At 73.0% G+C, this 20,441-nt stretch carries 20 protein-coding genes; 8 read left to right on the top strand and 12 right to left on the bottom strand.

Annotated elements, in window-relative coordinates; all coding sequences use genetic code 11:
* Positions 1–55: 55 nt before the first annotated feature.
* From ACZ6TB_RS07795 to ACZ6TB_RS07765, 7 genes are all read right to left on the bottom strand, one after another.
* Positions 56–643 carry a hypothetical protein gene (locus tag ACZ6TB_RS07795; protein ID WP_465551800.1) on the bottom strand — a complete coding sequence of 196 codons (588 nt, stop codon included), beginning with the start codon at positions 641–643 and terminating at the stop codon, positions 56–58.
* Positions 644–753: 110 nt separating this feature from the next.
* Positions 754–1,515 carry an SWIM zinc finger family protein gene (locus tag ACZ6TB_RS07790; protein WP_465551798.1) on the bottom strand — a complete coding sequence of 254 codons (762 nt, stop codon included), beginning with the start codon at positions 1,513–1,515 and terminating at the stop codon, positions 754–756.
* Complete coding sequence (locus ACZ6TB_RS07785; RefSeq protein WP_465551796.1) at positions 1,508–4,528, bottom strand: DEAD/DEAH box helicase; 3,021 nt, start codon at positions 4,526–4,528, stop codon at positions 1,508–1,510. Before ACZ6TB_RS07785 ends, ACZ6TB_RS07790 begins: the two co-directional genes overlap by 8 nt.
* A complete protein-coding gene (locus tag ACZ6TB_RS07780) occupies positions 4,525–4,962 on the bottom strand; it encodes a DUF5990 family protein (protein ID WP_465552525.1) in 438 nt (145 codons plus the stop codon). The genes ACZ6TB_RS07785 and ACZ6TB_RS07780 overlap by 4 nt, the downstream gene beginning before the upstream one ends.
* Positions 4,963–5,006: 44 nt before the next feature.
* Entirely contained in the window at positions 5,007–6,242 is a 1,236-nt protein-coding gene (locus ACZ6TB_RS07775; protein ID WP_465551794.1) for an ATP-grasp domain-containing protein, read from the bottom strand.
* Positions 6,243–6,268: 26 nt separating this feature from the next.
* Entirely contained in the window at positions 6,269–6,964 is a 696-nt protein-coding gene (locus tag ACZ6TB_RS07770; RefSeq protein WP_465551792.1) for an alpha/beta hydrolase, read from the bottom strand.
* 82 nt (positions 6,965–7,046) lie between these two features.
* Positions 7,047–7,394: an STAS domain-containing protein gene (locus ACZ6TB_RS07765; RefSeq protein ID WP_465551790.1), complete on the bottom strand. Its 348-nt coding sequence runs from the start codon at positions 7,392–7,394 to the stop codon at positions 7,047–7,049.
* A gap of 123 nt (positions 7,395–7,517) precedes the next feature.
* On the opposite strand from ACZ6TB_RS07765, the gene ACZ6TB_RS07760 reads away from it, so the two are divergent.
* On the top strand, positions 7,518–8,987 hold the full coding sequence (locus ACZ6TB_RS07760; RefSeq protein WP_465551788.1) for an amino acid permease: 1,470 nt from the start codon (positions 7,518–7,520) through the stop codon (positions 8,985–8,987).
* A complete protein-coding gene (locus tag ACZ6TB_RS07755) occupies positions 8,984–9,847 on the top strand; it encodes a universal stress protein (RefSeq protein WP_465551786.1) in 864 nt (287 codons plus the stop codon). Before ACZ6TB_RS07760 ends, ACZ6TB_RS07755 begins: the two co-directional genes overlap by 4 nt.
* On the opposite strand, the gene ACZ6TB_RS07750 is transcribed toward ACZ6TB_RS07755, so the two are convergent.
* The 3 genes from ACZ6TB_RS07750 to ACZ6TB_RS07740 are packed head-to-tail and all read right to left on the bottom strand — an operon-like array spanning position 9,844 to position 12,798.
* The gene (locus ACZ6TB_RS07750; protein WP_465551784.1) at positions 9,844–10,998 is read right to left on the bottom strand and encodes a glycosyltransferase family 2 protein; all 1,155 of its coding nucleotides are present in this window, start codon (positions 10,996–10,998) and stop codon (positions 9,844–9,846) included. The two genes, ACZ6TB_RS07755 and ACZ6TB_RS07750, sit on opposite strands and share 4 nt — an antisense overlap.
* A complete protein-coding gene (locus ACZ6TB_RS07745) occupies positions 10,995–11,831 on the bottom strand; it encodes a glycosyltransferase family 2 protein (protein ID WP_465551782.1) in 837 nt (278 codons plus the stop codon). The genes ACZ6TB_RS07750 and ACZ6TB_RS07745 overlap by 4 nt, the downstream gene beginning before the upstream one ends.
* Before the next feature lie 10 nt (positions 11,832–11,841).
* Positions 11,842–12,798 carry a glycosyltransferase family 2 protein gene (locus tag ACZ6TB_RS07740; protein WP_465551780.1) on the bottom strand — a complete coding sequence of 319 codons (957 nt, stop codon included), beginning with the start codon at positions 12,796–12,798 and terminating at the stop codon, positions 11,842–11,844.
* A 661-nt stretch (positions 12,799–13,459) separates the two neighbouring features.
* Between ACZ6TB_RS07740 and ACZ6TB_RS07735 the strand changes: the two genes are divergently transcribed.
* Together ACZ6TB_RS07735 and ACZ6TB_RS07730 are read left to right on the top strand one after the other, a co-directional pair.
* Positions 13,460–14,392, top strand: coding sequence for a sulfotransferase family protein (locus ACZ6TB_RS07735; protein WP_465551778.1), 933 nt, complete (start codon positions 13,460–13,462; stop codon positions 14,390–14,392).
* A 40-nt stretch (positions 14,393–14,432) separates the two neighbouring features.
* Positions 14,433–15,344 (top strand): glycoside hydrolase family protein, encoded by a 912-nt coding sequence (locus ACZ6TB_RS07730; protein WP_465551776.1) that lies wholly within the window; start codon positions 14,433–14,435, stop codon positions 15,342–15,344.
* A 188-nt stretch (positions 15,345–15,532) separates the two neighbouring features.
* Here ACZ6TB_RS07730 and ACZ6TB_RS07725 read toward each other — a convergent pair whose 3' ends face one another.
* The gene (locus ACZ6TB_RS07725) at positions 15,533–16,606 is read right to left on the bottom strand and encodes a M20 family metallopeptidase (RefSeq protein ID WP_465551774.1); all 1,074 of its coding nucleotides are present in this window, start codon (positions 16,604–16,606) and stop codon (positions 15,533–15,535) included.
* Positions 16,607–16,647: 41 nt separating this feature from the next.
* On the opposite strand from ACZ6TB_RS07725, the gene ACZ6TB_RS07720 reads away from it, so the two are divergent.
* The gene (locus tag ACZ6TB_RS07720; RefSeq protein ID WP_465551772.1) at positions 16,648–17,262 is read left to right on the top strand and encodes a TetR/AcrR family transcriptional regulator; all 615 of its coding nucleotides are present in this window, start codon (positions 16,648–16,650) and stop codon (positions 17,260–17,262) included.
* Between the two features lie 110 nt (positions 17,263–17,372).
* On the opposite strand, the gene speB is transcribed toward ACZ6TB_RS07720, so the two are convergent.
* Positions 17,373–18,410: an agmatinase gene (gene speB / locus ACZ6TB_RS07715; protein ID WP_465551770.1), complete on the bottom strand. Its 1,038-nt coding sequence runs from the start codon at positions 18,408–18,410 to the stop codon at positions 17,373–17,375.
* Positions 18,411–18,482: 72 nt separating this feature from the next.
* Between speB and ACZ6TB_RS07710 the strand changes: the two genes are divergently transcribed.
* From ACZ6TB_RS07710 to ACZ6TB_RS07700, 3 genes are all read left to right on the top strand, one after another.
* Positions 18,483–19,370: a serine/threonine-protein kinase gene (locus ACZ6TB_RS07710; RefSeq protein ID WP_465551768.1), complete on the top strand. Its 888-nt coding sequence runs from the start codon at positions 18,483–18,485 to the stop codon at positions 19,368–19,370.
* 98 nt (positions 19,371–19,468) lie between these two features.
* Complete coding sequence (locus ACZ6TB_RS07705; RefSeq protein ID WP_465551766.1) at positions 19,469–19,708, top strand: hypothetical protein; 240 nt, start codon at positions 19,469–19,471, stop codon at positions 19,706–19,708.
* A gap of 66 nt (positions 19,709–19,774) precedes the next feature.
* On the top strand, positions 19,775–20,437 hold the full coding sequence (locus ACZ6TB_RS07700; RefSeq protein ID WP_465551764.1) for a hypothetical protein: 663 nt from the start codon (positions 19,775–19,777) through the stop codon (positions 20,435–20,437).
* Positions 20,438–20,441 lie beyond the last annotated feature (4 nt).

Raw genomic sequence — 20,441 nt, 5'->3', positions numbered from 1 at the left:
ACGACGAAACGAGCCACACCCCCGGATGGGATGTGGCTCGCGCGATTGACGGACGTCAGTGGTCGTGTCCGTGGTCGCCGTGGTCGCCGTGGTCGCCGTGGTCGCCGTGGTCACCGTGGTCACCGTGGTCACCGTGATCGCCGTGATCGCCGTGATCGCCGTGGTCACCGTGGTCACCGTGGTCACCGTGGTCACCGTGGTCGCCATGGTCGCCGTGGTCGCCGTGGTCGCCGTTGTCGTGGCCCATGCCGCCGTGGCCGTGGCCGAAGATGCCGCCGTGGCCGTGGAAGCCACCGTTGCCCGGCCACCACTGGCCGACCGAGTGGTGACCCCAGCCGCCCGGCCACCCGTTCCAGTCGTCGTAGTCGACGACCAGCGCGTAGCGGCCGAAGCCGAGGCGGTAGCAGTCGTAGTCGTCCCACCAGCCGCGGTCCTGACCCCACTCGCCCGCGCGGTCGCAGCTGCGCCAGCTCGGGAAGGAACCGACGACGCGGTCACCCGGCCGCTGCGCGGTGGCGGTTGTCGACGTCTGCGCCTTTCCCTGGTCGGCGCTCGTCGCGGCGAGCGCCGGACCGGCACCGATCGTGGCACCCGTCACCAGCCCGAGGCCAGTGATCATCAGAATCCGGGTAAATCGGTTCATGTCACACCTTCTCTTGACAAAAAGTTATGCCTTGACAAGGAGAACATGTGCACGGACTGTTACCAGACGGTTCCGCTCCGTGTACTCCGATCGTGGAAGAACAGACTCGCCTAGCTTTCCGGCAGGGCCAGGTACGCGGGACGCAGCACGTCGACAATCGGGCGGCCCTCGTGGGACAGCAGGGGCGGATCGAGCTGATCGAGCAGCGCGTCCGGCCTGGTCACGGCGCCCGGGCGGGAAACCGCGGACGGCAGGACGGCAGGATCACCGCCCCAGAAGGCCGCGGGGTCCTCGGATTCCTTATCCAGATCGGGCAAGTCGGAAACATCCGGCGCGGGGGGAATCGGTTCCGGGACCCGCGACGCGCGCAGATCGCGCAGGTGGAGGAGCAGCTCGTCCCGAGGTCGTCCGCGCCAGGTGAACACCCCGAAGGGGTCCTCGGTGAACGAGCGGGCCAGCGCGTAACAGGCCGCCGCGAGGTGCACGCACGGCATCGGCCACCGCTCGCAGCTGCAGTCCATCGCGACCTCGTCGAGCGACAGCGGCACCAGGCTCAGCCCGGCCGCGGCGAACAGCGACGTGATCCCGGCCGGCATCCGGCCCGCGAGCAGGTCCGCCGCGTACCGTGCCTCGGCCACCATGTCCTGCTCGACGCGCGCCCACTCGGACGCGCCGAACGACCGCAGCGCGATCCGCGCCCGGAACGCCACCGGGTCGTCCGGCCCGCGCACCAGCGCCACCACGAGGCTGCCCGAGATGGTCAGCTGCCGCACGTGCCCGGCCCGCTCGTCGCGCCGGCCGCGGGCGAAGGTCGGTCCCATCCGCAGCGACTCGAACGTGCCGAGGAACTCCAGGGAGAGTGAGTCAGTCAACGATCGCCTCCGGTGCCAGCCGGACGAGCTCGCGCAACGAGTCCGTGTCCAGCGCGGTCAGCCAGCCCTCGCCGTTCCCCACGACCCGTTCGGCCAGCACGCCCTTGTCGACGAGCAGCCGGTCGATCCGCTCCTCGAGGGTGCCGAGGCAGACCAGCGTGTGCACCAGCACGTCGCGCCGCTGTCCGATGCGGAACGCGCGGTCGGTGGCCTGCGCCTCGGTCGCCGGGTTCCACCAGCGGTCGACGTGCACGACGTGGTTGGCCGCGGTGAGGTTGAGCCCCGTCCCGCCGGCCTTGAGCGAGAGCACGAAGATGCCGGGCCGCTCGTCGCTCTGGAACTGCGCGACCAGCGAGTCACGGTCGGCGCGCGAGGTGCCGCCGTGCAGGTAGCGCACCGGCGCCCCGAACCGGGCGGCCAGGTGCGGCGTCAGCATCGCGCCGAACTTGGCGAACTGGGTGAACACCAGCGCGCTCTCCCCCTCGGCCAGCGCGCCGTCCACGATCTCCTCGAGGCGCTCGAGCTTGCCCGAGCGGCCGGCCAGCGGCGAGCCGTCGCCGAGCAGCAGCGCGGGATGCACGCAGGCCTGTTTGAGCTTGGTCATGGCCGCGAGCACGATGCCCTTGTTCCACTTGTGGCTGCTCTCGGCCAGGTGGTTGGTCATCTCCTCGAGCACGGCCCGGTACAGCGTGGCCTGCTCGGTGGTGAGCCCGCACAGGTGCCGCAGGCCGCGCTTGTCGGGCAGGTCGTCGATGACGGCCGGGTCGGCCTTGACCCGGCGCAGCAGGAACGGCCGGGTGGCGTGCCGCAGCCGGGAGGCCGCCTCCTCGTCGCCGTAGCGCTCGATCGGCACGGCGAACCGGGCCCGGAACGTGTGCGCCGAGGCGAGCACGCCGGGGTTGAGGAAGTCCAGAATCGACCACAACTCGGCGAGGCGGTTCTCCACCGGCGTACCGGTCAGGGCAATCCGCATGCGGGCCGGGAGGCGCCGGACGGCCTTGGCCACCGCGCTGCCCGCGTTCTTCACGTGTTGCGCCTCGTCGAGCACCACCCGATCCCAGGAGATCGCGGCGAGGTCGTCGACGTCGCGGGTCGCGGTGGCGTAGGTGGTGAGCACGATGTCGGCGCCGGTCAGCGAGGCGGCCGACGGACGCTCGGCGCCGTGCAGCACCTTGACCGTCAGCGAGGGCGCGAACCGGGCCGCCTCCCGCTGCCAGTTGCCCAGAATCGAGAGCGGGCAGATCAGCAGGGCCGGCCCCGCCCGCCGGTGCAGCAGCAGCGCGAGGAGCTGCACCGTCTTCCCGAGGCCCATGTCGTCGGCCAGGCAGGCGCCCAGGTCGAGGGCGTCCATGAAAGCCAGCCAACTGAAACCACGGATTTGGTACGGCCGGAGCTCCCCCGCCAGATCGGGTGGCGGTTCGAGCAGCTCGAGCCGCTGCTCCAGCTCGCCGGAGAGCAGGTCGGCGAGCCAGCCCTTGCCGCCGACCGACGTGACCGGCAGCGGCAGCTCCTCGGGCGGCAGCAGCTTGATCATGCGCAGCGCGTGCCCGGCGGTCATCGAGCCGCCGCCACGCTCGAGGAACCGCAGGCCGGCCGCGAGGTGCTCGGGGTCGAGCGAGACCCAGCGGCCGCGCATCTTGACCAGCGGCACCTGCGCGCGGGCCAGGTCGGTCAGCTCGGACTCGGTCAGCGACCGCCCGCCCAGCGCCAGCCCCCACTGGTAGTCGACCAGGTGGGCGAGGTCGGCCGCCTGGTCGCGGAGCACGGGCGTGACCGGGTCGCGGCCGCGCAGCTCCAGCGCGAGGCCGAGGCTCTGCCGCTCGCGCCACCAGCGGGGCAGCAGCACGCCGTAGCCGGCCTCCTCGAGCACGGCGGCCTGGGTGAGGAACCGGTGCGCCTCGGCCGTGTCGAGCACCATGTCGACCGGCCGGGGAACCCGCAGCGCGGCGTCGAGCTCGGGGTAGAGCCGGGCGGCCCGGCCGAGGCCGCCGAGCAGCCGCTCCTGCGGGTGCCGGGTCCAGCGGCGCAGCGGCGCGTACTCGTCGCGCCAGATGTCGGCCGCGGTGACCAGCGCGCTCGGCTCGTCGACGGCCTGAAGCAGGAACTCGAGCAGCCACGCGTCGCGGTCGCCGCCGTCGGCCCGGGGGTCGGTCGCATCCGGCTCGGGGCCGATCTCGTGCAGGTGGCCGAGCCGGAAGCAGAGCCGCACGGCCGCACCCGAGGCGGCGCTCGCGTGCCAGCCGTCGAGCCGCTCGGCCAGCTCGTCGGCGAGCGCCGGCGCGGCCGTGAACGCCCGGCCGCCCGGCCACCGGCTGCCCGGCCACCGGCCGCTCGAGGACGTCCCGGTCAGCGCCGTCCCGCCCGGCCACCGGCCGTCGGCGGGGGCGCCCGGCTCCCCGGTCAGCGCGGCCAGCCACCCGTCGCCGATCTCGACGCCGGCCTCGGCGAGGCGGGTGCGCACCAGCCCGTCGACGAGCCGGCCGAGCGCGGTGGCCAGCACGTCGACGGCGGGCAGCGCGCCGGTCGCGGCCCGGCAGGCGCCCGGCATGCGGCGCAGCAGATCGTCGTGGCCGAGCGCGTCGAACCCGGTGAGCACCGGCCGCCACCGCGCGACGGGACCGGACGGCAGCACGGACGGCAGGACCCGCCCGCGCCGCACGAGGTCGGCGGCGAACGCGCACAGCTCGACCAGCCACCGCGCGGTGTGCCCGACCCGCCCGTCGAACTCCTCGACCAGGTCGTCGTCGGCGAACGGCACCACCACGGCCGGCACCGCCCAGCTCCGCGGCCGCGGCCGTCCCCGCCGCGGCGGCAGCCCGAGCTGCGGCGACGGCAGCGGGCCCGCGCCGGTCGAGGGCAGCACGAGCGAGGCGGTGAACGCGTCCCCGTCCGGCAGCGCCGGGGCCGGCACCGCGAACGCCGCCCGATCGGCGGACTCGCCCCACAGGCACAGCTCCCCCGCCGGCCCGACGAACCCGTGCAGCACCCGGGTGCCGAGAACCAGATCGGTCATCGCAGCGCCCAGACGATGTCGGGCGGCCGCACCCGCGCGCATTTCGGGTCGCCGAACTCGTCGGTCAGCCCGAGCTCGCCGACCAGCACGCCGCCACCCTCGAACGCGGCCCGCAGCACGGCGGTCGGGATGTCGCCGAACAGAAGCTTGGCCCGCCGGAACATCTCGAACCCGGACGGGGAGACGTTGCCCCAGCTCAGGTAGAGGAACCGGGCGCCCGGCCGGCCGTGCACCCAGGGGCCGCCGACGTCGAGCAGCCCGTCGACCTCGCGCACGGTCACGTCGAGCTCCCAGGTCGCCGACTCGGCCGCCGCGGAGAAGAGCGAGACCACCTCGGCCTTGCGCTGCATGCCCACGTGCACGTTCCGCAGGCGCAGCTCGTCGGCTGCCGCGCCGCTCCCGCGACCCGGCAGCTCCCGCCCCTCGATCCTCATCCGCACCCGACCGACTCTAGGCCGCGGGTACGACAGAAACCCGCCTAGGCGTTGTCGCGGACCCAGGCGTCGACCAGGCCGCCGAAGTGGCCCAGGAACTTCTCGTGCTCGTGGACCGGGTACGTGGCGCGGACGGTCTCGCGCAGCAGGGAGCGGAACTCGTCGGAGGCAACCCAGTCGTAGACGATCTCGTTGACGTGCGAGAGGTGGGTGTCGCAGAAGTCGCGGTAACGGTCGGTCTCGAAGTACTCGTCGGCGAGCCTGCGGTACTCGATGAGCTTCTCGTCGTACGAGAGCGAGGTGTCGTCCCCGATCGCGAAATAGCGGGAGGTGTCGGTGTCGAGGCGCGGGCGCCGCCCGGTCACCACGCAGTAGACGGTCCAGCGCACCAGCGCGGCCATCGCCCACGGGAAGTAGTAATGCAGCGAGGTGATCGCCACGTCGGGGCAGGCGTTGGCGTAGTCGATCGGGTACACGTCGGTGCCGCGCACGAGCGACTCGCAGGAGTTGAACTCCCACCGGAAGAACGCGTTGACCAGCCGGGAGATCGTGACCACCTCCTGGCCGACGTCGGCCGACAGGAACCCGTGGTCGACCTCGTAGCGGGAGTGCATCGGCTGCTCGGGGCGGAACTTCATCACCATCGTCTCGGGGCCGATGGTCAGCGAGCGGGCGAAGACGTCGTAGTTCTCCACCGCCGACTGCAGGTGCATGAGCCGCTCGCCGGACGCGTCGTAGGCGGCGTGCAGCTCGTCGGGGTTGCGGATCTTGGAGACGCCGACCCAGGCCCCGCCGTCGTAGGGCTTCATGAACATCGGGTAGCCGACCTGCTCGGCGGTCTTGTCGAGGTCGAAGGCCTGGTTGTAGCGGGCGGCGGTGTACGCGTACCGCGAATTGTCCAAGGGGTTCTTGTACGGCACCAGCACCGTCTCCGGCACCTTGAGCCCGAGCCGCATCATCGCGCAGTAGGCCGCGTGCTTCTCCATCGACTGGAACGTGAACGGGCTGTTCAGCAGGTACACGTCGTCCATCAGCGCGATCTTCTTGAGCCACTCGCGCGGGTGGTAGTACCAGTAGGCGAGCCGGTCGATGACCAGGTCGTGCCTCGGCTTGGAGCGCAGGTTGAACGGCTCGATGGTGACCCGCACCGACTGGGTCCGGTGTGTCCGCCCGTCGGCGCCGGTGACCACGCCGAGCCGCCGCAGCAGCGACTCGTAGGCCCGCGGCCAGTCGTCCTCGGTGCCCAGCAACAGTCCGATGGTGTGCTCGACGTCGGCCACGTCGTCCTCCGAGGGGGTGTGAGGGGTCAGGACCAGATCCGCCGCAGCAGGGCGGTGAGGTGGGGATCGAAGGCGTGGTGCCAGGCGTTCCAGTCGTGCCCGCCGGGGACCTCGGCAAACGTCACCTCGTACCCCTGCTCGCCGAGCGCCTTGGCCATGTCGCGGTTGTTGGCGAGGTTCTCCTCGTCGGCCCCGCAGGTGACCGCGGCCGGCACCGCGGGACCCCGCGACGACCGCCGCACCTGGGAGACGAAGCGGAGGATCCGCCGGTAGCGGGCGAAGCCGGACTCCTGCTTGTCGTAGCGGTGCTGGAAGAAGCTGCCGGACTGCAGGAACAGCCCGGCGAACAGCTCCGGGGCGCGGCGCTGGGCGTGCAGCATGGCGAGGGCGCCGAGGCTGGCGCCGGCGCCGATCACCGGGGTGGCGAGGCCGAGGGCGGGCAGGAGCTTTCCGGTCAGATGCCGGGCGTACGCCGCGGAGGCCGAATACGCCTCGTTGCGGTCCGCGGCCTCGACCAGCACGAGGTGGAACGGTGGCACCGCACCGGCCCCGATCGCCTCCGCCACCCAGCGCTGGAGGTGGGCGCGGCGGACGTACTCGGGACCGTCGTGGACCACCATCGCCCGCTCGCCGGCCCCGGCCGGCGACCAGATGCGCCCCGCCATGTCGGGAGCGGCCACCGGGAGGTCACGCCACTCGCCGCCGGCCGCCACCCGCTCCATGACCGCACATTAGCCGCCCGGAGCGCCCAGTGCGGCTCAGGGAGTGAAAGCAGTGCGGCTCAGGGAGTGAAAGCAGTGCGGCTCAGGGCGTGAAAGTCTGCGGCGAGGTCGACGGCGGCAGCCCGAACATCTCGGCCAGGCCGGTCACCCGCAGCTGCCGGTGCACGAACTCGCTGGGGTTGCGCAGCACGAACCGGCACCCCACCTCGCGGGCCGCGTTGTGGCCGCTGACCAGGGCGCCGATGCCCATCGAGTCCATGAAGACGACGTAGGTCAGGTCGACCGTGAGCAGTGCCGGGCGCTCCCGCTGGAGGGTGCCGAGCAGGGACTGGCGCAGCGCGTCCACGGTGGCGGTGTCGAGGCTGCCGCGCACGTCCACGACGATGGCGCCGTCGGCCTGCCGACGTGTCGTCATCACCGCCTCGCCCATGGCTGAACGGTACAACGCGGGCCGCGAGCCGCGCAGGCGTACCACTCTCGACTTGCGGACCGTCACACATCAGGCACAAGGTGAGATCGGTAGTCACCAATCCGACCGAAGGGTGGGTGGGCTGTGGCAACGACATCGGGCCGGCCGGGAGTCTTCGCGATCCGCGATGTGCGGTCGCTGATCAGTGAGACGGCCGAAGAGGGGCACGGGCTCAAGAAGGCGGTCGGCGCAACCCAGCTGACCGCGATGGGCGTGGGCGCCATCATCGGCACCGGCATCTTCGTGGTTATCGGCAAGGGGGCCGGCATCGCCGGTCCGGCAGTCATCCTCTCGTTCGTGCTGGCGGCGGTGGCCTGCGTGTTCTCGGCGCTGTCCTACGCGGAGCTGGCGTCGTCGATCCCGGTCTCCGGCAGCGCGTACACGTACACGTACGCCACGCTCGGCGAGATCGTCGCGTGGATCATCGGGTGGGACCTCATCCTCGAGTACGGGGTTTCCGTCGCCGGCATCGCGGTCGGCTGGGGCGGCAACCTCAACGCGTTCTTCGACGCCGCGTTCGGCTTCACGCTGCCCGACGCGATCTCCAAATCCCCGTCCGAGGGCGGCGTGTTCAACCTGCCCGCCGTCTTCGTCGTGATGGCCATCGCGTTCCTGCTGATCCGGGGTGTCTCCGAGAGCGCCCGGGTCAACCTGATCATGGTCGGCATCAAGCTGGTCGTGCTGATGTTCTTCATCGTGGTGGCGTTCGCCAACTTCAGCACCCACAACTTCAAGCCGTTCGCCCCGGCCGGCGTGGACGGGGTGACCAGCGCCGCGGCGATCATCTTCTTCGCGTACATCGGATTCGACGCGGTCTCCACCGGCAGCGAGGAGGCGCGCAAGCCGGAGCACGACCTCCCCTGGGCGATCATCGGCTCGCTGCTGATCTGCACCGTGTTCTACGTGCTCACCGCCGTCGGCGCGCTCGGCATCGCCTCCCCCGACCAGATGAAGGACAGCGACGCCCCACTGGCGGCCGCGCTCGACCAGGGCGCCGGCATCAGCTGGGCGGCGGGCATCCTGGCGCTCGGCGCGGTCGTCGCCATCACCAGCGTGGTGCTGGTCATCTTCTACGGCCAGACCCGCATCTTCTTCGCCATGTGCCGGGACGGCCTGATGCCGCAGAAGCTGGCCACGGTCAACCAGCGGTACGGCACCCCGGCGATGCTCACGCTCGGCCTCGGCGTGCTGATCTCGATCCTCGCCGCGCTGGTCCCGCTCGGCACCATCGTGGAGCTCGTCAACATCGGCACGCTGTTCGCGTTCGTGCTGGTCAACATCGGTGTGATCATCCTGCGCCGGACCCGGCCGGAGATGCCGCGGCCGTACCGGGTGCCGTGGTCGCCGGTGCTGCCGCTGATCGGCGTGGCGTTCGCCGTCTACCTGATGTCCGACCTGCCCTGGGAGACCTGGGTGCGGTTCGTGGTCTGGCTGGCGATCGGCCTGCTGATCTACGCGTTCTACGGCTACCGCAACTCCCGGTTGCGCACCGACGCGACCGCCAAGCCCGGCTGGGCGCGGGAGCCCGGCCCGTCCGAGGGCGACGAGCCGTGACCGGCGCCGTCGCCGGGCCGGTGATCGCGGGTGCGCCCGGCGCGGGCGCGCTCGCGCTGGGCCGGTGGGCGGCCGAGACGCTCGGCGTGCGGCTGGTCGTCGCCGTCGTGCATCCGGCGCCGGCCGCGCTCGGCTCGGGGCGGGTCGACGCCGAATGGGTGGCCGACCGGCACCGGGCCGCCGAGCGGGTGCTCGACGAGGCGCGCAAGGCCCTCGAGGGCGCGGACGCCGAGTACCGCTCGGTGGCGTCCTCGTCGGCCGCGCACGGCCTGCACGACCTGGCCGAGGAGACCGGCGCGTCACTGATCGTGGTCGGGTCGGGCCACGACGCGCCGCGTGAGCGGCTCTATCCGGGCAGCACCGCCGAACGGCTGCTGGCCGGCAGCGTCTGCCCGGTCGCGGTGGCGCCGGCCGAGCTGGGCGCGCCGCCGGGTGCGCTCGGCGTCGTCGGGGTGGCGTACGTGGACACGCCCGACGGCCGGGCGGCGCTGGCCGAGGGGGCGCGGATGGCCGGTCGCACCGGGGCGCGCCTGCGGCTCTACACGGTGGTGGCGCAGGGCGACTCGTCGCTGCCGTTCCTCATCGGGCAGGACGCCGAGCGGGCCTTCCTGGAGACGGCCCGGGAGACGTACGAGCGCTCGCTGGAGGCGGCGGCCGCGTCGGTGCCGCAGTGCGACGCGGACTGGCGGATCATCGCCGGCGACGTGGTCGACACGCTCGCCGAGCTGGACGAGGTCGACGTGCTGTTCTGCGGCTCGCGCGGCTATGGCCCGGCCCGCCGGGTGCTGCTCGGCGGGGTCTCGGCCCGGCTGATCCGCCGGGCCCGGCGCCCCGTCGTGGTGGTTCCGCGCAGCGGCTAGCCGAGCACCTTCTCCTGGGCGCGGGCCATCCGGCGACCTCTCAGGTACGAGCCGAGACCGGCCGGCCTCCCCCAGCCGGCCGGTCCCAGCGCCCGGAACAGCCGCCAGGCCATCGCCGGGCCGTCCAGCAGCAGGCTGACCCGGGCCGCGGCGAGGCCGTCGGCGCGGGCGCGCGAGCCGCGGGTCACCGCGCCCGGCGCGTGCACGATCTCGCCGCCGCCGAGCAGCACCCGGGTGAGGACGGCGGGGTCGGCCGCGCCGCGGGCCGGCATGCCGGCGCCGAGGGCGGTGTCGAACAGCCCGATCCGCTCGAGCACGCCGGGGCGGAACGCCAGCGAGCCGCCGGCCACGAGGGCGTCGCCCGGCCGTTCGCGCTCGACCTCGGCCGCCGACTCGAGCGAGGCGGGAATCCGGGTGCCGCGCACCACGGCGGCCGACGGGTGGGCGTCCAGGGCCCGGGCGATCTCGGCGAGCCAGTGCGGGTCGGGGACCTCGTCGTCGTCGAGGAACGCGAGGATCTCGCCGGGCGCGGACCGGACCGCGGCGTTGCGGGCGAACGACAGCCCGGCCCGCGGCTCGCGCAGGTACTCGACCGGGCCGCGGCGGGCGGCGGCCCGGGTCACCTCGCCGGTCGCGCCGCCGATCGGAGCGTTGTCGACGACCAGGACGCGGAACTTCGGATACTGCTGGGCGAGCAGCGCGTCGAGGCAGCGGGCGAGCGAGCCGGGGCGCTCCCGGGTGCCGACCACCACGGTGATCGGCGGCGCGGCGGCGAGCACGGCGCGGCGACCGGCCAGGTAGGCGGGCTCGGTGGCCGGGGTGTAGCCGTCGATCGGCAGCGGCAGGCCGCCCAGCCGCAGGTGCGGCAGGCCGCCGAGGCCGGCGTCGAGGGCGGCGCCGAGCTCGGCCGGGCGCAGGCCGGCGTCGGGCACGTCGATCAGCGCGGCGCCGAGCGGCTCGGTGAACAGGCGCACCAGCACCCAGGCGCGACGCACCCGGCGGCCGTCGGCCCGCACCGCGGCGACCGAGGGCAGCGGGTCGGAGAGGTCCAGGTCGAGCACGACGGCCGGGAGCTCGCCGCCGTTCGGGGCGAGCACGGGCGCGGCGAGCATCGGGGGCCGCCGCACCGGGACGCGGAAGCGGCGGCTCATCGGACGGACTCGAGCGCGCGGCGGGCCGGGTAGGCCTCGCCGGCGCGCCGGGACGCGACGACGGCGCCGAAGCCGGCCGCGGCCGCCGCGGCCAGCACCGCGACCGCCCGCAGCGGGTAGCCGGCGCGCAGGTTGCGCAGCACGGCGCCGGGCATCGAGCGCAGGACGGCGCGCTCGGCGCGGCCCTCCTGGAAGCAGCGGTGCAGGAACGCGCCGAGGGTGGCGTCGCGGGCCGGCACCTCGTGGCGGATCACCGCGTCCGGCACGAGCCGCCAGCGGCCGCCGTCCAGGGCGCTCATCCGGGTGCGCAGCTCGGCGTCGCGCAGGCCGAAGCCGCCGACCTCGCGGAAGGTGGCGCGGCGGACCATCAGGCCGGCGGTTCCCCGCTGGCGGTCGTACGCCCCACCGGTCGTCCAGAGCAGCTCATCGGGCATCCACCCGGGCCGCCGCTCCTGCCACTCGGGCTTGATGCCGGCGCCCGCCCCGACGACCGCCGGGTCGTCGAAGGGCCGGACCAGCCGGGCCAGCCACTCGGGGTCGGCGACGACGTCGGCGCCGAGGAACGCGATGAGCGAGGTGCTCGCGTGGAACGCGCCGGTGTCCCGGCAGCCGGGCAGGCCCGGGGCGTGGTCGCTCTCCATCACCGTGACGCCGGCGAGGTCGCGCCGCACCCGCCGGTAGTACGCGGTGTCGTGGTCGACGACCACGAGCACCTCGACCGGGCGGTGGGTCTGCGATCGGGCCGACGCGACGGTCCGCACCAGCGAGCTCCAGCGGTCGCCGGGGCCGGTCGCGACGACGACCGTGACGGCGGGGAGGGGGGTCTGATTCACGTGCTGACTCTCAGTCCTCGATGGCGACGGCGACACGCACCGGCTTGCGGTCGGTCGCGCTCTGCCGGCGCGCCCGGTTGACCGGCGCCTGCTCGACCGACTCGCGGACGACGGGACGGTTGGCCAGGCGGCCGTAGCCCCGGGACTCGGCCGAGACGCGACGGTGGGCGGCGACCCCCTCGGGGCGGCCGATCCCGCGGCGGGTACGCATCCGGCCGTACTCGCTGAAGATGGTCCGCAGCACCCGGAAGCCGTCGCGGAAGGTGTTGAGGTTGCTCTCGCCGTGGATGCGGGCGTGCTCGACGCTGCCGACCTCGCCGACCTTGAGGCCGTCGGCCGCCGCCCGGATGTTGATCAGCGTCTCGATCTCGAAGCCGTCGCCCCACAGCTTGCCGCCGCCGGCCGGCTGCGGGAGCGCCGTGGCGGGCAGGTCGAGCATCGGGACGACGCTGCGCCAGAACGCGTTGTAGCCGTAGCAGAGGTCGGTGAAGCGGGTGCCGAACAGCACGTTCACCACCAGGTTGAGCCCGTCGTTGCCGAGCTTGCGCAGCGGGGTGATGTCGTGGCTGTCGCCGCCGGACGAGAAGCGCGAGCCCTTGACGAAGTCGGCGCCGTCGAGCAGCTGCTGCACGAAGAGCGGGATCTCGGCCGGGTCGGTCGAGCCGTCCGCGTCGATCATGACGATGATGTCGCCGGTGCAGGCCTCGAAGCCGCAGGCGAGGGCGTTGCCCTTGCCCTTGCGGGTCTGCTGCACCACGACGACGTCGGGGCGGAGTTCGCGGGCGACCTCGACGGTGCGGTCGACCGAGCCGCCGTCGACCAGGATCACCTCGGTGACCATCGCCGGCAGCTTGGCGAACACGTGCGGGAGGTTGCGCTCCTCGTTGAGCGCCGGGATGACAACACTAACAGTCGGTGACGTACGGGCGTCACGCTGCGTGGTGAAGGCGTGGGGCGAAAGCTCCATGTTCGGTCCCTCCCGGGCTCGGCGACGCGACCTTGTGTGCGGATTTCGGGGGAGTTCCGCCGGTCGCTCGCTGCTGAGACCACGTTAGGTCGACCATTACGCAGCGTCAAACGGCCTTTCGACCGCCAGTGACTCTTCGGAGTCTTCGGGCGCGCCACCTGCGGACTTCGCTCGGGGCTCGGCCGTCATCCCTCGTCACGTGAGTTACGTTCGGTAACGGATGGCGCGGGTCAAACGGCGGCGGCGGGGCATAGGCCGACAAATCAGACGCGCTGCGTCTCTGTGGTGCACGTCCGACAAAAAATAAATGTCGGAAAAATTATGACGGCGGGGTGTGGCGAATGCCGACATCACGCAGCGTCAGCGCCGGGGTGCGAGACGGTTAGCGCGCCCACCCCGCGGGTATCCTTTTCGCCATCCCTACCGTTGGTGAAGCGATGAGCGACGAGAAGACACCCTGCGTCTGCGGCCACGGTCACGGAGCGCACGAGCACCACCGCCGCGGCACCGAGTGTGCCCTCTGCGGGCCCGAGGCCTGCCCCCGTTTCCGGCGCGCCAGCTGGTGGCGCCGGCTGGTGGTCGCCAGGGCCTGACGGGCCGGGTCGCCAAAGCCTACTAATCCTGTAGGCTAACTCTCCTGTGTATGACAGGAGGGACCCTCATGCCGCTTCCTGACTTCCTGATCGCCGGCGTGCCCAAGGCCGGGACGACGGCCCTGCACGCCGCGCTCCTCCCCCATCCCGGCCTGTACCTGTCGCCGGTCAAGGAGCCCAAGTTCTTCCTCTCCGACGGGCCGCCGCCGCGGCACGGCGGCCCCGGCGACGTGCAGACCTACCAGGAGCACGTCTGGCGTCGCGAGGACTACGAGGCGCTGTTCGCGGCCGCGCCGGCGAACGCCGTGCTCGGCGAGGCGACGCCGTTCTACCTGCACGACCTGGACGCGCACGCCCGGATCAAGGCGCTGATTCCGCAGGCCCGGCTGGTCGTGCTGCTGCGCGACCCGGTCGACCGCGCCCACTCCAACTGGACGCACCTGTGGAACGCGGGTCTCGAGCCGGAGGCCGACTTCCTGGCCGCCTGCCGGGCCGAGCCGGCCCGGGTCGCCGCCGGCTGGGCGCAGTTCTGGCATTACACCGGCCTCGGCCTCTACGGCCGGCAGGTCGAGCACCTCTACCGGCACTTCCCGCGCGAGCAGGTCCTGCTGCTGCGCTACCGGGAGCTCAAGGACGACCCGGCCGCGACGCTGGACCGGGTCTGCGCGTTCCTCGGCGTCGCCACCGGGGTGCTGACCGCGATCCCGAAGGAGAACGTGAACCGGCACGTGGTCGAGGACAACGGGGTCAACCGGCTGCTGCGGGCGCTGCTGCGGGCCGGCGGCGGCTTCGGTCACCGCTTCCCGGCGCCGCTGCGGCTGGCCGCCCGCGGCCCGCTGCTCACGGTGTTGCACCGCAAGCGCGGGAACCGGCCGGTGACCACGCCCGCGGAGCGCGCGGCGCTGCTCCCGCTGTTCGCCGCGGACATCGCGCTCTTGCAGGAGGTGACCGGGGAGAGCTATGACGATTGGTTGTCGGTCGACCGGCACGTGCCGGTCTGAGTTTCGTTAGCCACCTCAGTCATCAACTCAAGGAGCCGCCTTGTCCACCGGAATCACCACGCTGCCGCTGCCTCGCTGGGACGAGTCCGTCGTGGTGGTCGAGCCGCCGGGCGACGAGCCGGGCGCCTGGGCCGGCGCGCCCAGCTCGATCGCCGCGGACGGGTGGGTCTACCTGGCCTACCGGCTGCGCCTTCCGATCGGCGAGGGGCGCGGGATAGCGAACGTGGTGGCCCGCTCCCGGGACGGCGTGACCTTCGAGCCGGTGGCCGAGGTGAGCAAGGAGACGTTCGGCGCCGAGTCCCTCGAACGGCCGGCGCTGGTGCGCACGCCCGACGGCCGGTGGCGGCTGTACGTGAGCGTCGCCACCCCCGGCACCAAGCACTGGCGGGTCGACCTGGTCGAGGCGGCCACGCCGGAGGGCCTCGCGACCGCGCCGGCCCGCACGGTGCTGCCCGGCGACGACACGGCCGGCGTCAAGGACCCGGTGCTGCACCACGACGCGTCCGGCTGGCACCTGTGGGCGTCCGTGCACCCGCTCGAGAGCTGGGACGACGCCGACCGGATGACCACCGAGTACGCGACCAGCCCCGACGGCGTGCACTGGACCTGGCGCGGCACGGCGCTGGCCGGCCGCCCCGGCGAGTGGGACGCGCGCGGCGTGCGGGTGTCCTCGGTGCGGGTCGACGGGGACGAGATCACGGTGGCGTACGACGGGCGGGCCACGGCCGGCGAGAACTGGGAGGAGCGGACCGGCACGGCCCGCGGCAAGCGGCTGCCCGACGGCACGTTCGGCGCGCTCACCGCCGAGGGCGGCGACCCGGTCGGCAGCCCGCACCCGCCGTACGGGCTGCGCTACCTGAGCCTGGTGACGATGCCGGACGGCGCGGACCGCATCTACTACGAGGCCACCCGCGCGGACGGCGCCCACAACCTGCGGACCGAGCCCGTCTGAGAACGCGCTGTCTGAGGAACGCGCCGTTTGAGAGCGCGATCACGATCCATGGGGGCGGGCAAATCGCCATCAGGCGGGTGCCCTAGCGTCGGGGTCGACGCAAGGTGTGCGCGGTAAACGGCCGCACTGTCGGTGGCGGGGTCCGTCTCACAAGGACGGCACTCCGCCATTTTTCCCGAGGCGTCCGGTCACCGGCGGTCGAGGAACGCGACCAGGGCATCGTGGTACGGCCGCAGGGTCGTCAGGTCGACGTACTCGTCGGGGCCGTGCTGGCCGTCGCCGCCGGGCCCGAAGATGACGGCGTCGATGCCGAGCGCGTGGTAGTACCGCCCGTCCGCGGCGCCGTGCTTGCGCAACAGGTCGCCGGGATACCCGACCGATCGGATCGCCTCCCGCAAGCCGGTCACGGCCGCGCTGCCGGGGTCGGCGTGGTGCGGCGGGCCGAGCGCGTCGACCACGGCGGAAACCCCGGTCACCTCGCCCAGGTGGGCGGCGATCTCCGACGTCGTACGCCCGGAGAAGTCCCGGTCCGCGGGCGGGTACCGGATGTCGAGCCAGGCCGTCGCCGACGCCGGCACCTGGTTGTACGCGGTGTTCGGGGTCTCGACCCGGGCCACGTTCACGGTCGTCTCCCACGCCTCGGCGGCCGGCACCGGGTAGCGGGCGAGCAGCCGGCCGACCGCCCCGACGAGCGTCACCAGCGCGTTGTCGCCGAGCCACGGATAGGCGGCGTGCGCGGCCCGGCCGGTCGTGGTCAGCCGGGCGTGGCAGAGGCCCTTGGACTCCGTCACCACCCGCAGGCCGCTCTGCTCGCCGATCACCACGAAGCCGGCCCGGACGCCCTCGGCGAGCTGGTGCCCGGTGCCGTCGGCGCCGCCCACCTCCTCGTCGGTGACCAGCTGCAGCGCGATCGGCAGATCCGGCCCCCGCGACCGGAACACGTCGGCCATCACCAGCGCCGCGGCCTTCATGTCGTGGGTGCCCCGGCCGTAGAGCCGATCTCCCTCCCGGCGCGGGACGAACTGCTCCGGCGGCGCGGGCACCACGTCGAGATGCGCGTTGAGGACGATCGGGAACGGGCCGGTCCGGCCGGGCGCGTGCAGCAGGGCGCTCGGCTTGCCGTTCGACTCGAACCGGCGCACCGCGAACCCGTCGCCCACGGCGTCGACGACCAGGTCGAGGGCCCGGCGCAGCGCGGCCGGCCGGTCGGCGGTGGAGGGGATGGCGACGAGCTCGGCCAGGCGATCAGTCCACGGCGTCATGGGGCAATGGTCGTACACCCTCGTCGTGATAGACATGCGCGGTGAGTGAGGTGACCCGCACCGGTGGGCGTCGGGCGGCCCGCAAGCGCGCCGACGTGCTCGCCGCCGCCTGCGCGGTCGTCGCGGAACGCGGCGCCGACGCCACCCGCTTCACCGACGTGACCGCCGCCACCGGCGTCGGGGTCTCGACCCTCCAGTACTACTTCGGCAGCCGCGAGGACATGCTCATCGCGGTCTTCCGGTACGCGGCGCAGGCCGACTTCGACGCGGTCGGCGCGCGACTCGACGAGCTCCCCGACCCGTGGGACCGCATCGTGGCCATCGCCACCCACCTGACCGGCGCCGTCGGCAGCGACACCGGGTGGCGGCTCTGGGTCGAGTCGTGGCGGTGGGCGCTGCGCGATCCCGAGCTGCGGGCCGAGGTGCTCGGCGACTACACCCGCTGGCACGTGCTGCTCGCCTCGATCATCACGGCCGGGGTCGCGGCGGGCCGCTTCGGCACCGACGCCGCGCCGATGGACGTGGCCCGCCAGGCCCTCGCCCTGATCGACGGGCTCGCCCTGCCGGCCGCGCTCGGCGATCCCTCGTTCGCGCCGTCGCTGGTGTCGGACGCGCTGGGCCGGCTCGTCCTTCTTCGCGGCGTGCCCTCGCGCTAGGCCGGCTCGCCCTTCTTCGCGCCGCGCCCTCGCGCTAGGCCGGCTCGCCCTTCTTCGCGGCGCGCCCTCGCGCTAGGCCGGCTCGCCCTTCTTCGCGCCGCGCCCTCGCGCTAGGCCGGCTCGCCCTTCTTCGCGCCGCGCCCCTCCAGTAGCGGGGTCGCGCGGTTCCAGCGCGGGCCGTCGCCGTCCTTGCGCCGCCGCGCCATGCCGGAGAGCGCCTCGAGCACGACCCGGTTGCCGAGCATCGCGGTGATCTCGGCGTGGTCGAACGGCGGCGACACCTCGACGATGTCCATGCCGACCACGGGCAGCTCGTGGCAGATGCGCGAGACGGCGTCGAGCAACTGGCGGGCGGTGAGGCCGCCGGGCTCGGGAGTGCCGGTGCCGGGGGCGTGGCCGGGGTCGCAGACGTCGATGTCGACGCTGAGGAAGACGCCCTCGCAGCCGTCGAGGGCGATCTCGAACGCGCGGTCGAGGACGGCGTCGAGGCCGCGGTCGACGATCTCGCTCATGTGGAACGAGTTCATGCCCTGGTCGGCCATCCAGTCGAGCACGTCCGGCCCGGGCCAGTAGCCGCGCAGTCCGACCTGGAGGAACCGGTCGCCGCGGACCGCGCCCGACTCGATCAGCCGGCGCATGGGCTGGCCGTGGCCGTACAGCGAGCCGAACTCGATGTCGCCGGTGTCGGCGTGCGCGTCAAAATGGATCACCGAGACTTTGCCCGCTCCGTGGTGCCTCGACACCCCCGTCACATCGGGCCAGGTCACCGTGTGATCCCCACCCAGAATCACCGGTATAGCCCCATTTTTCGAGATAAAGGCGATGGCGTCCTCGATAGTCTGGCAGCTCCGCTGGATCTCGCCGGAGAAGACCTCAAGGTCGCCGGCGTCCACAACCGACAAATCGGACGTGAGCGCGTCGACCCGCATGGACATGTGCGGCCGCGAGCCGTCGTGCGGCAGGTAGTCGGTCCCCCGGATCACCTGCGGGCCGAACCGGGCGCCCGGCCGGTGCGAGGTGCCGCCGTCGAACGGCGCGCCGACGATCACGACGTCGGCGTCCGCATAGGTCGAAGGCTCCTGCCAGTCGCAGGCGGGCACGCCGAGGAAGGTGTAGTCGGGGCCGTACATCGGTCCGTATCGCGTCACGACCGGACTGTATCGCCATACAGTATTGGAGTACAGCGTTTGTGCCTGATCTCCGGCGGGTACCGGCGGCTCATGGCAACGCGGACCCTCGGTGGCCGATACCAGCTGGTCCGGCGGATCGGCCGGGGCGGCATGTCCGAGGTGTGGCGCGGCCACGACGAGGTGCTCGACCGGCCGGTGGCGGTCAAGGTCATGGCGCCCGGCCAGGAGATTCCCATCGATCTCGTACGCGCGGAAGCCCGTTCCGCGGCCCGCCTGGCGCACCCCAACGTCGCCGGCGTCCACGACTTCGGCACCTCGGCCGAGCAGCCCTACATCGTGATGGAGCTGGTCGAGGGCCGCACCCTCGGCGAGCACCTGGCCGCCGGCCCGCTCGACTGGCGGATCGGGGTGCGCATCTGCGCCGAGGTCGCGGCCGGCCTGTCCGCCGCGCACGCCGAGAAGGTGGTGCACCGCGACATCAAGCCCGGCAACATCATGCTCACCCCGTCCGGCGCCAAGGTCCTCGACTTCGGCATCGCGGCCGCCGTCGGCTCGGCCGACCCCGACCCGGAGGGGCCGGTGATGGGCACCCCCGCGTACGTGGCGCCGGAACGGTTCGCGGGCAGCCCGGCCACCCCGGCGACCGACATGTTCGCCCTCGGCACCCTGCTCTACCAGTGCCTGTCCGGCCGCCTGCCGTGGGTCGCCGCGTCGCCGACCCAGCTCGTCGAGGCCGCCTGCGGCCTCGACCCCGACCCGCTGCCGGAGATCGACGGGATGCCGCCCGAGGTGGACGACCTCTGCTCGCGCTGCCTCGCCAAGGACCCGGCCGAACGGCCCACCGCGCTGGTCGCCGCGCTGCTGCTGGGCGAGGCGGTGGACGCCCGGGTGTACGTTCCGATGCGCGACCTCGCGCCGGTCCCCCGGGTCGACTGGGCCGACCAGCCCACCTCACAGGCCGGCCGGCACCGCGCCTAGCAGGTATTTTCCGTTTTGTCCCTCGGCCGAAAGTCATAGCCGCAGATCCGGCTGCGGGCAGAGGCGCCGGGGTCGCGGCTAGCGGCAGGCTGACCGCCATGTCGATCGATCCTTACCGGCTCGCCGAGGCGGGACTCGCGGCCGGCGTCACGCTCGGGTCGGCCATCCTCCCCGCGGCCTGGCACGCGCTCGACCCGTCCCTCGCCGGAGTGCTCGCGGCCGTTTGGATCATGCTCACCTCTGGTGTGTACGCGCTACACGCCGTAACCTTCGACTGCTTCCGGCTTACTGGTCAGCACCGTCGGCGGATTTTTTCCTTCACTCGCAGTGAGGACTGAACCGTCTTCCCGCCGGCCCCGTATCCCCGGGCAACATGTTGGCGCTTCAACCACCGGGGAGCGACGATGTTCCGACTGATCCAACTGCACACCGAGAGCGGCGTTCCCCGCATCGGCGTCGAGTCCGACGGCTACGTCAGCGCCCGGACGGCGCTCGCCCATTACCGCAGCCGCCCCGCCGCGTACTTCGGCGTCGGCCGCTTCGACCACGAGGGCACGCTCGCCGAGATCATCCTGGACCGGCTCTGCGGCCCGCTCGGCGACTGCCCGCGGCCCGCCTCCGTCGTCCACGCCCGCACCTATCAGCGACTGTGCGCCACCTGCTCGCTCGGCCTCGAGGTGCTGACCGTGCCCGAGCTCGCCCGGATGCTCGGCATCGCCTGCCGGCTCGCGCCCGTGCTCGCCCGCTCCGGCCGGCACGCCCGCCTCGAGATGGCCTCGCCCTCGGGCAACCGGATCGCCCGCGAGTTCGCCACCCACGTGCACGACCCGATCTGGCGCCTCGAGCTGTGCCGCGAGCTCGACCGGGACGCCGGATCGATCAACGGCCTGCTCATCGGCGTCGGCGCCCTGACCCACCGGGACGTGCTCGACCTCTATCCCCGGCTCCGGACGCTCGCCGAGGAGCTGCCGGCCGGCGTACGGGATGAGTTGAGCCGAGCCACCTCCCGCCCGCTCTCGCCCGCCGGGGTTGCCGGCCTCCGCCTGGGGTTGTCGCACCAGGGGTAGCCTC

It is taken from the genome of Actinoplanes sp. NPDC051537 (genome assembly GCF_055586105.1).
This window is presented reverse-complemented; position numbering and strand designations above follow the sequence as displayed.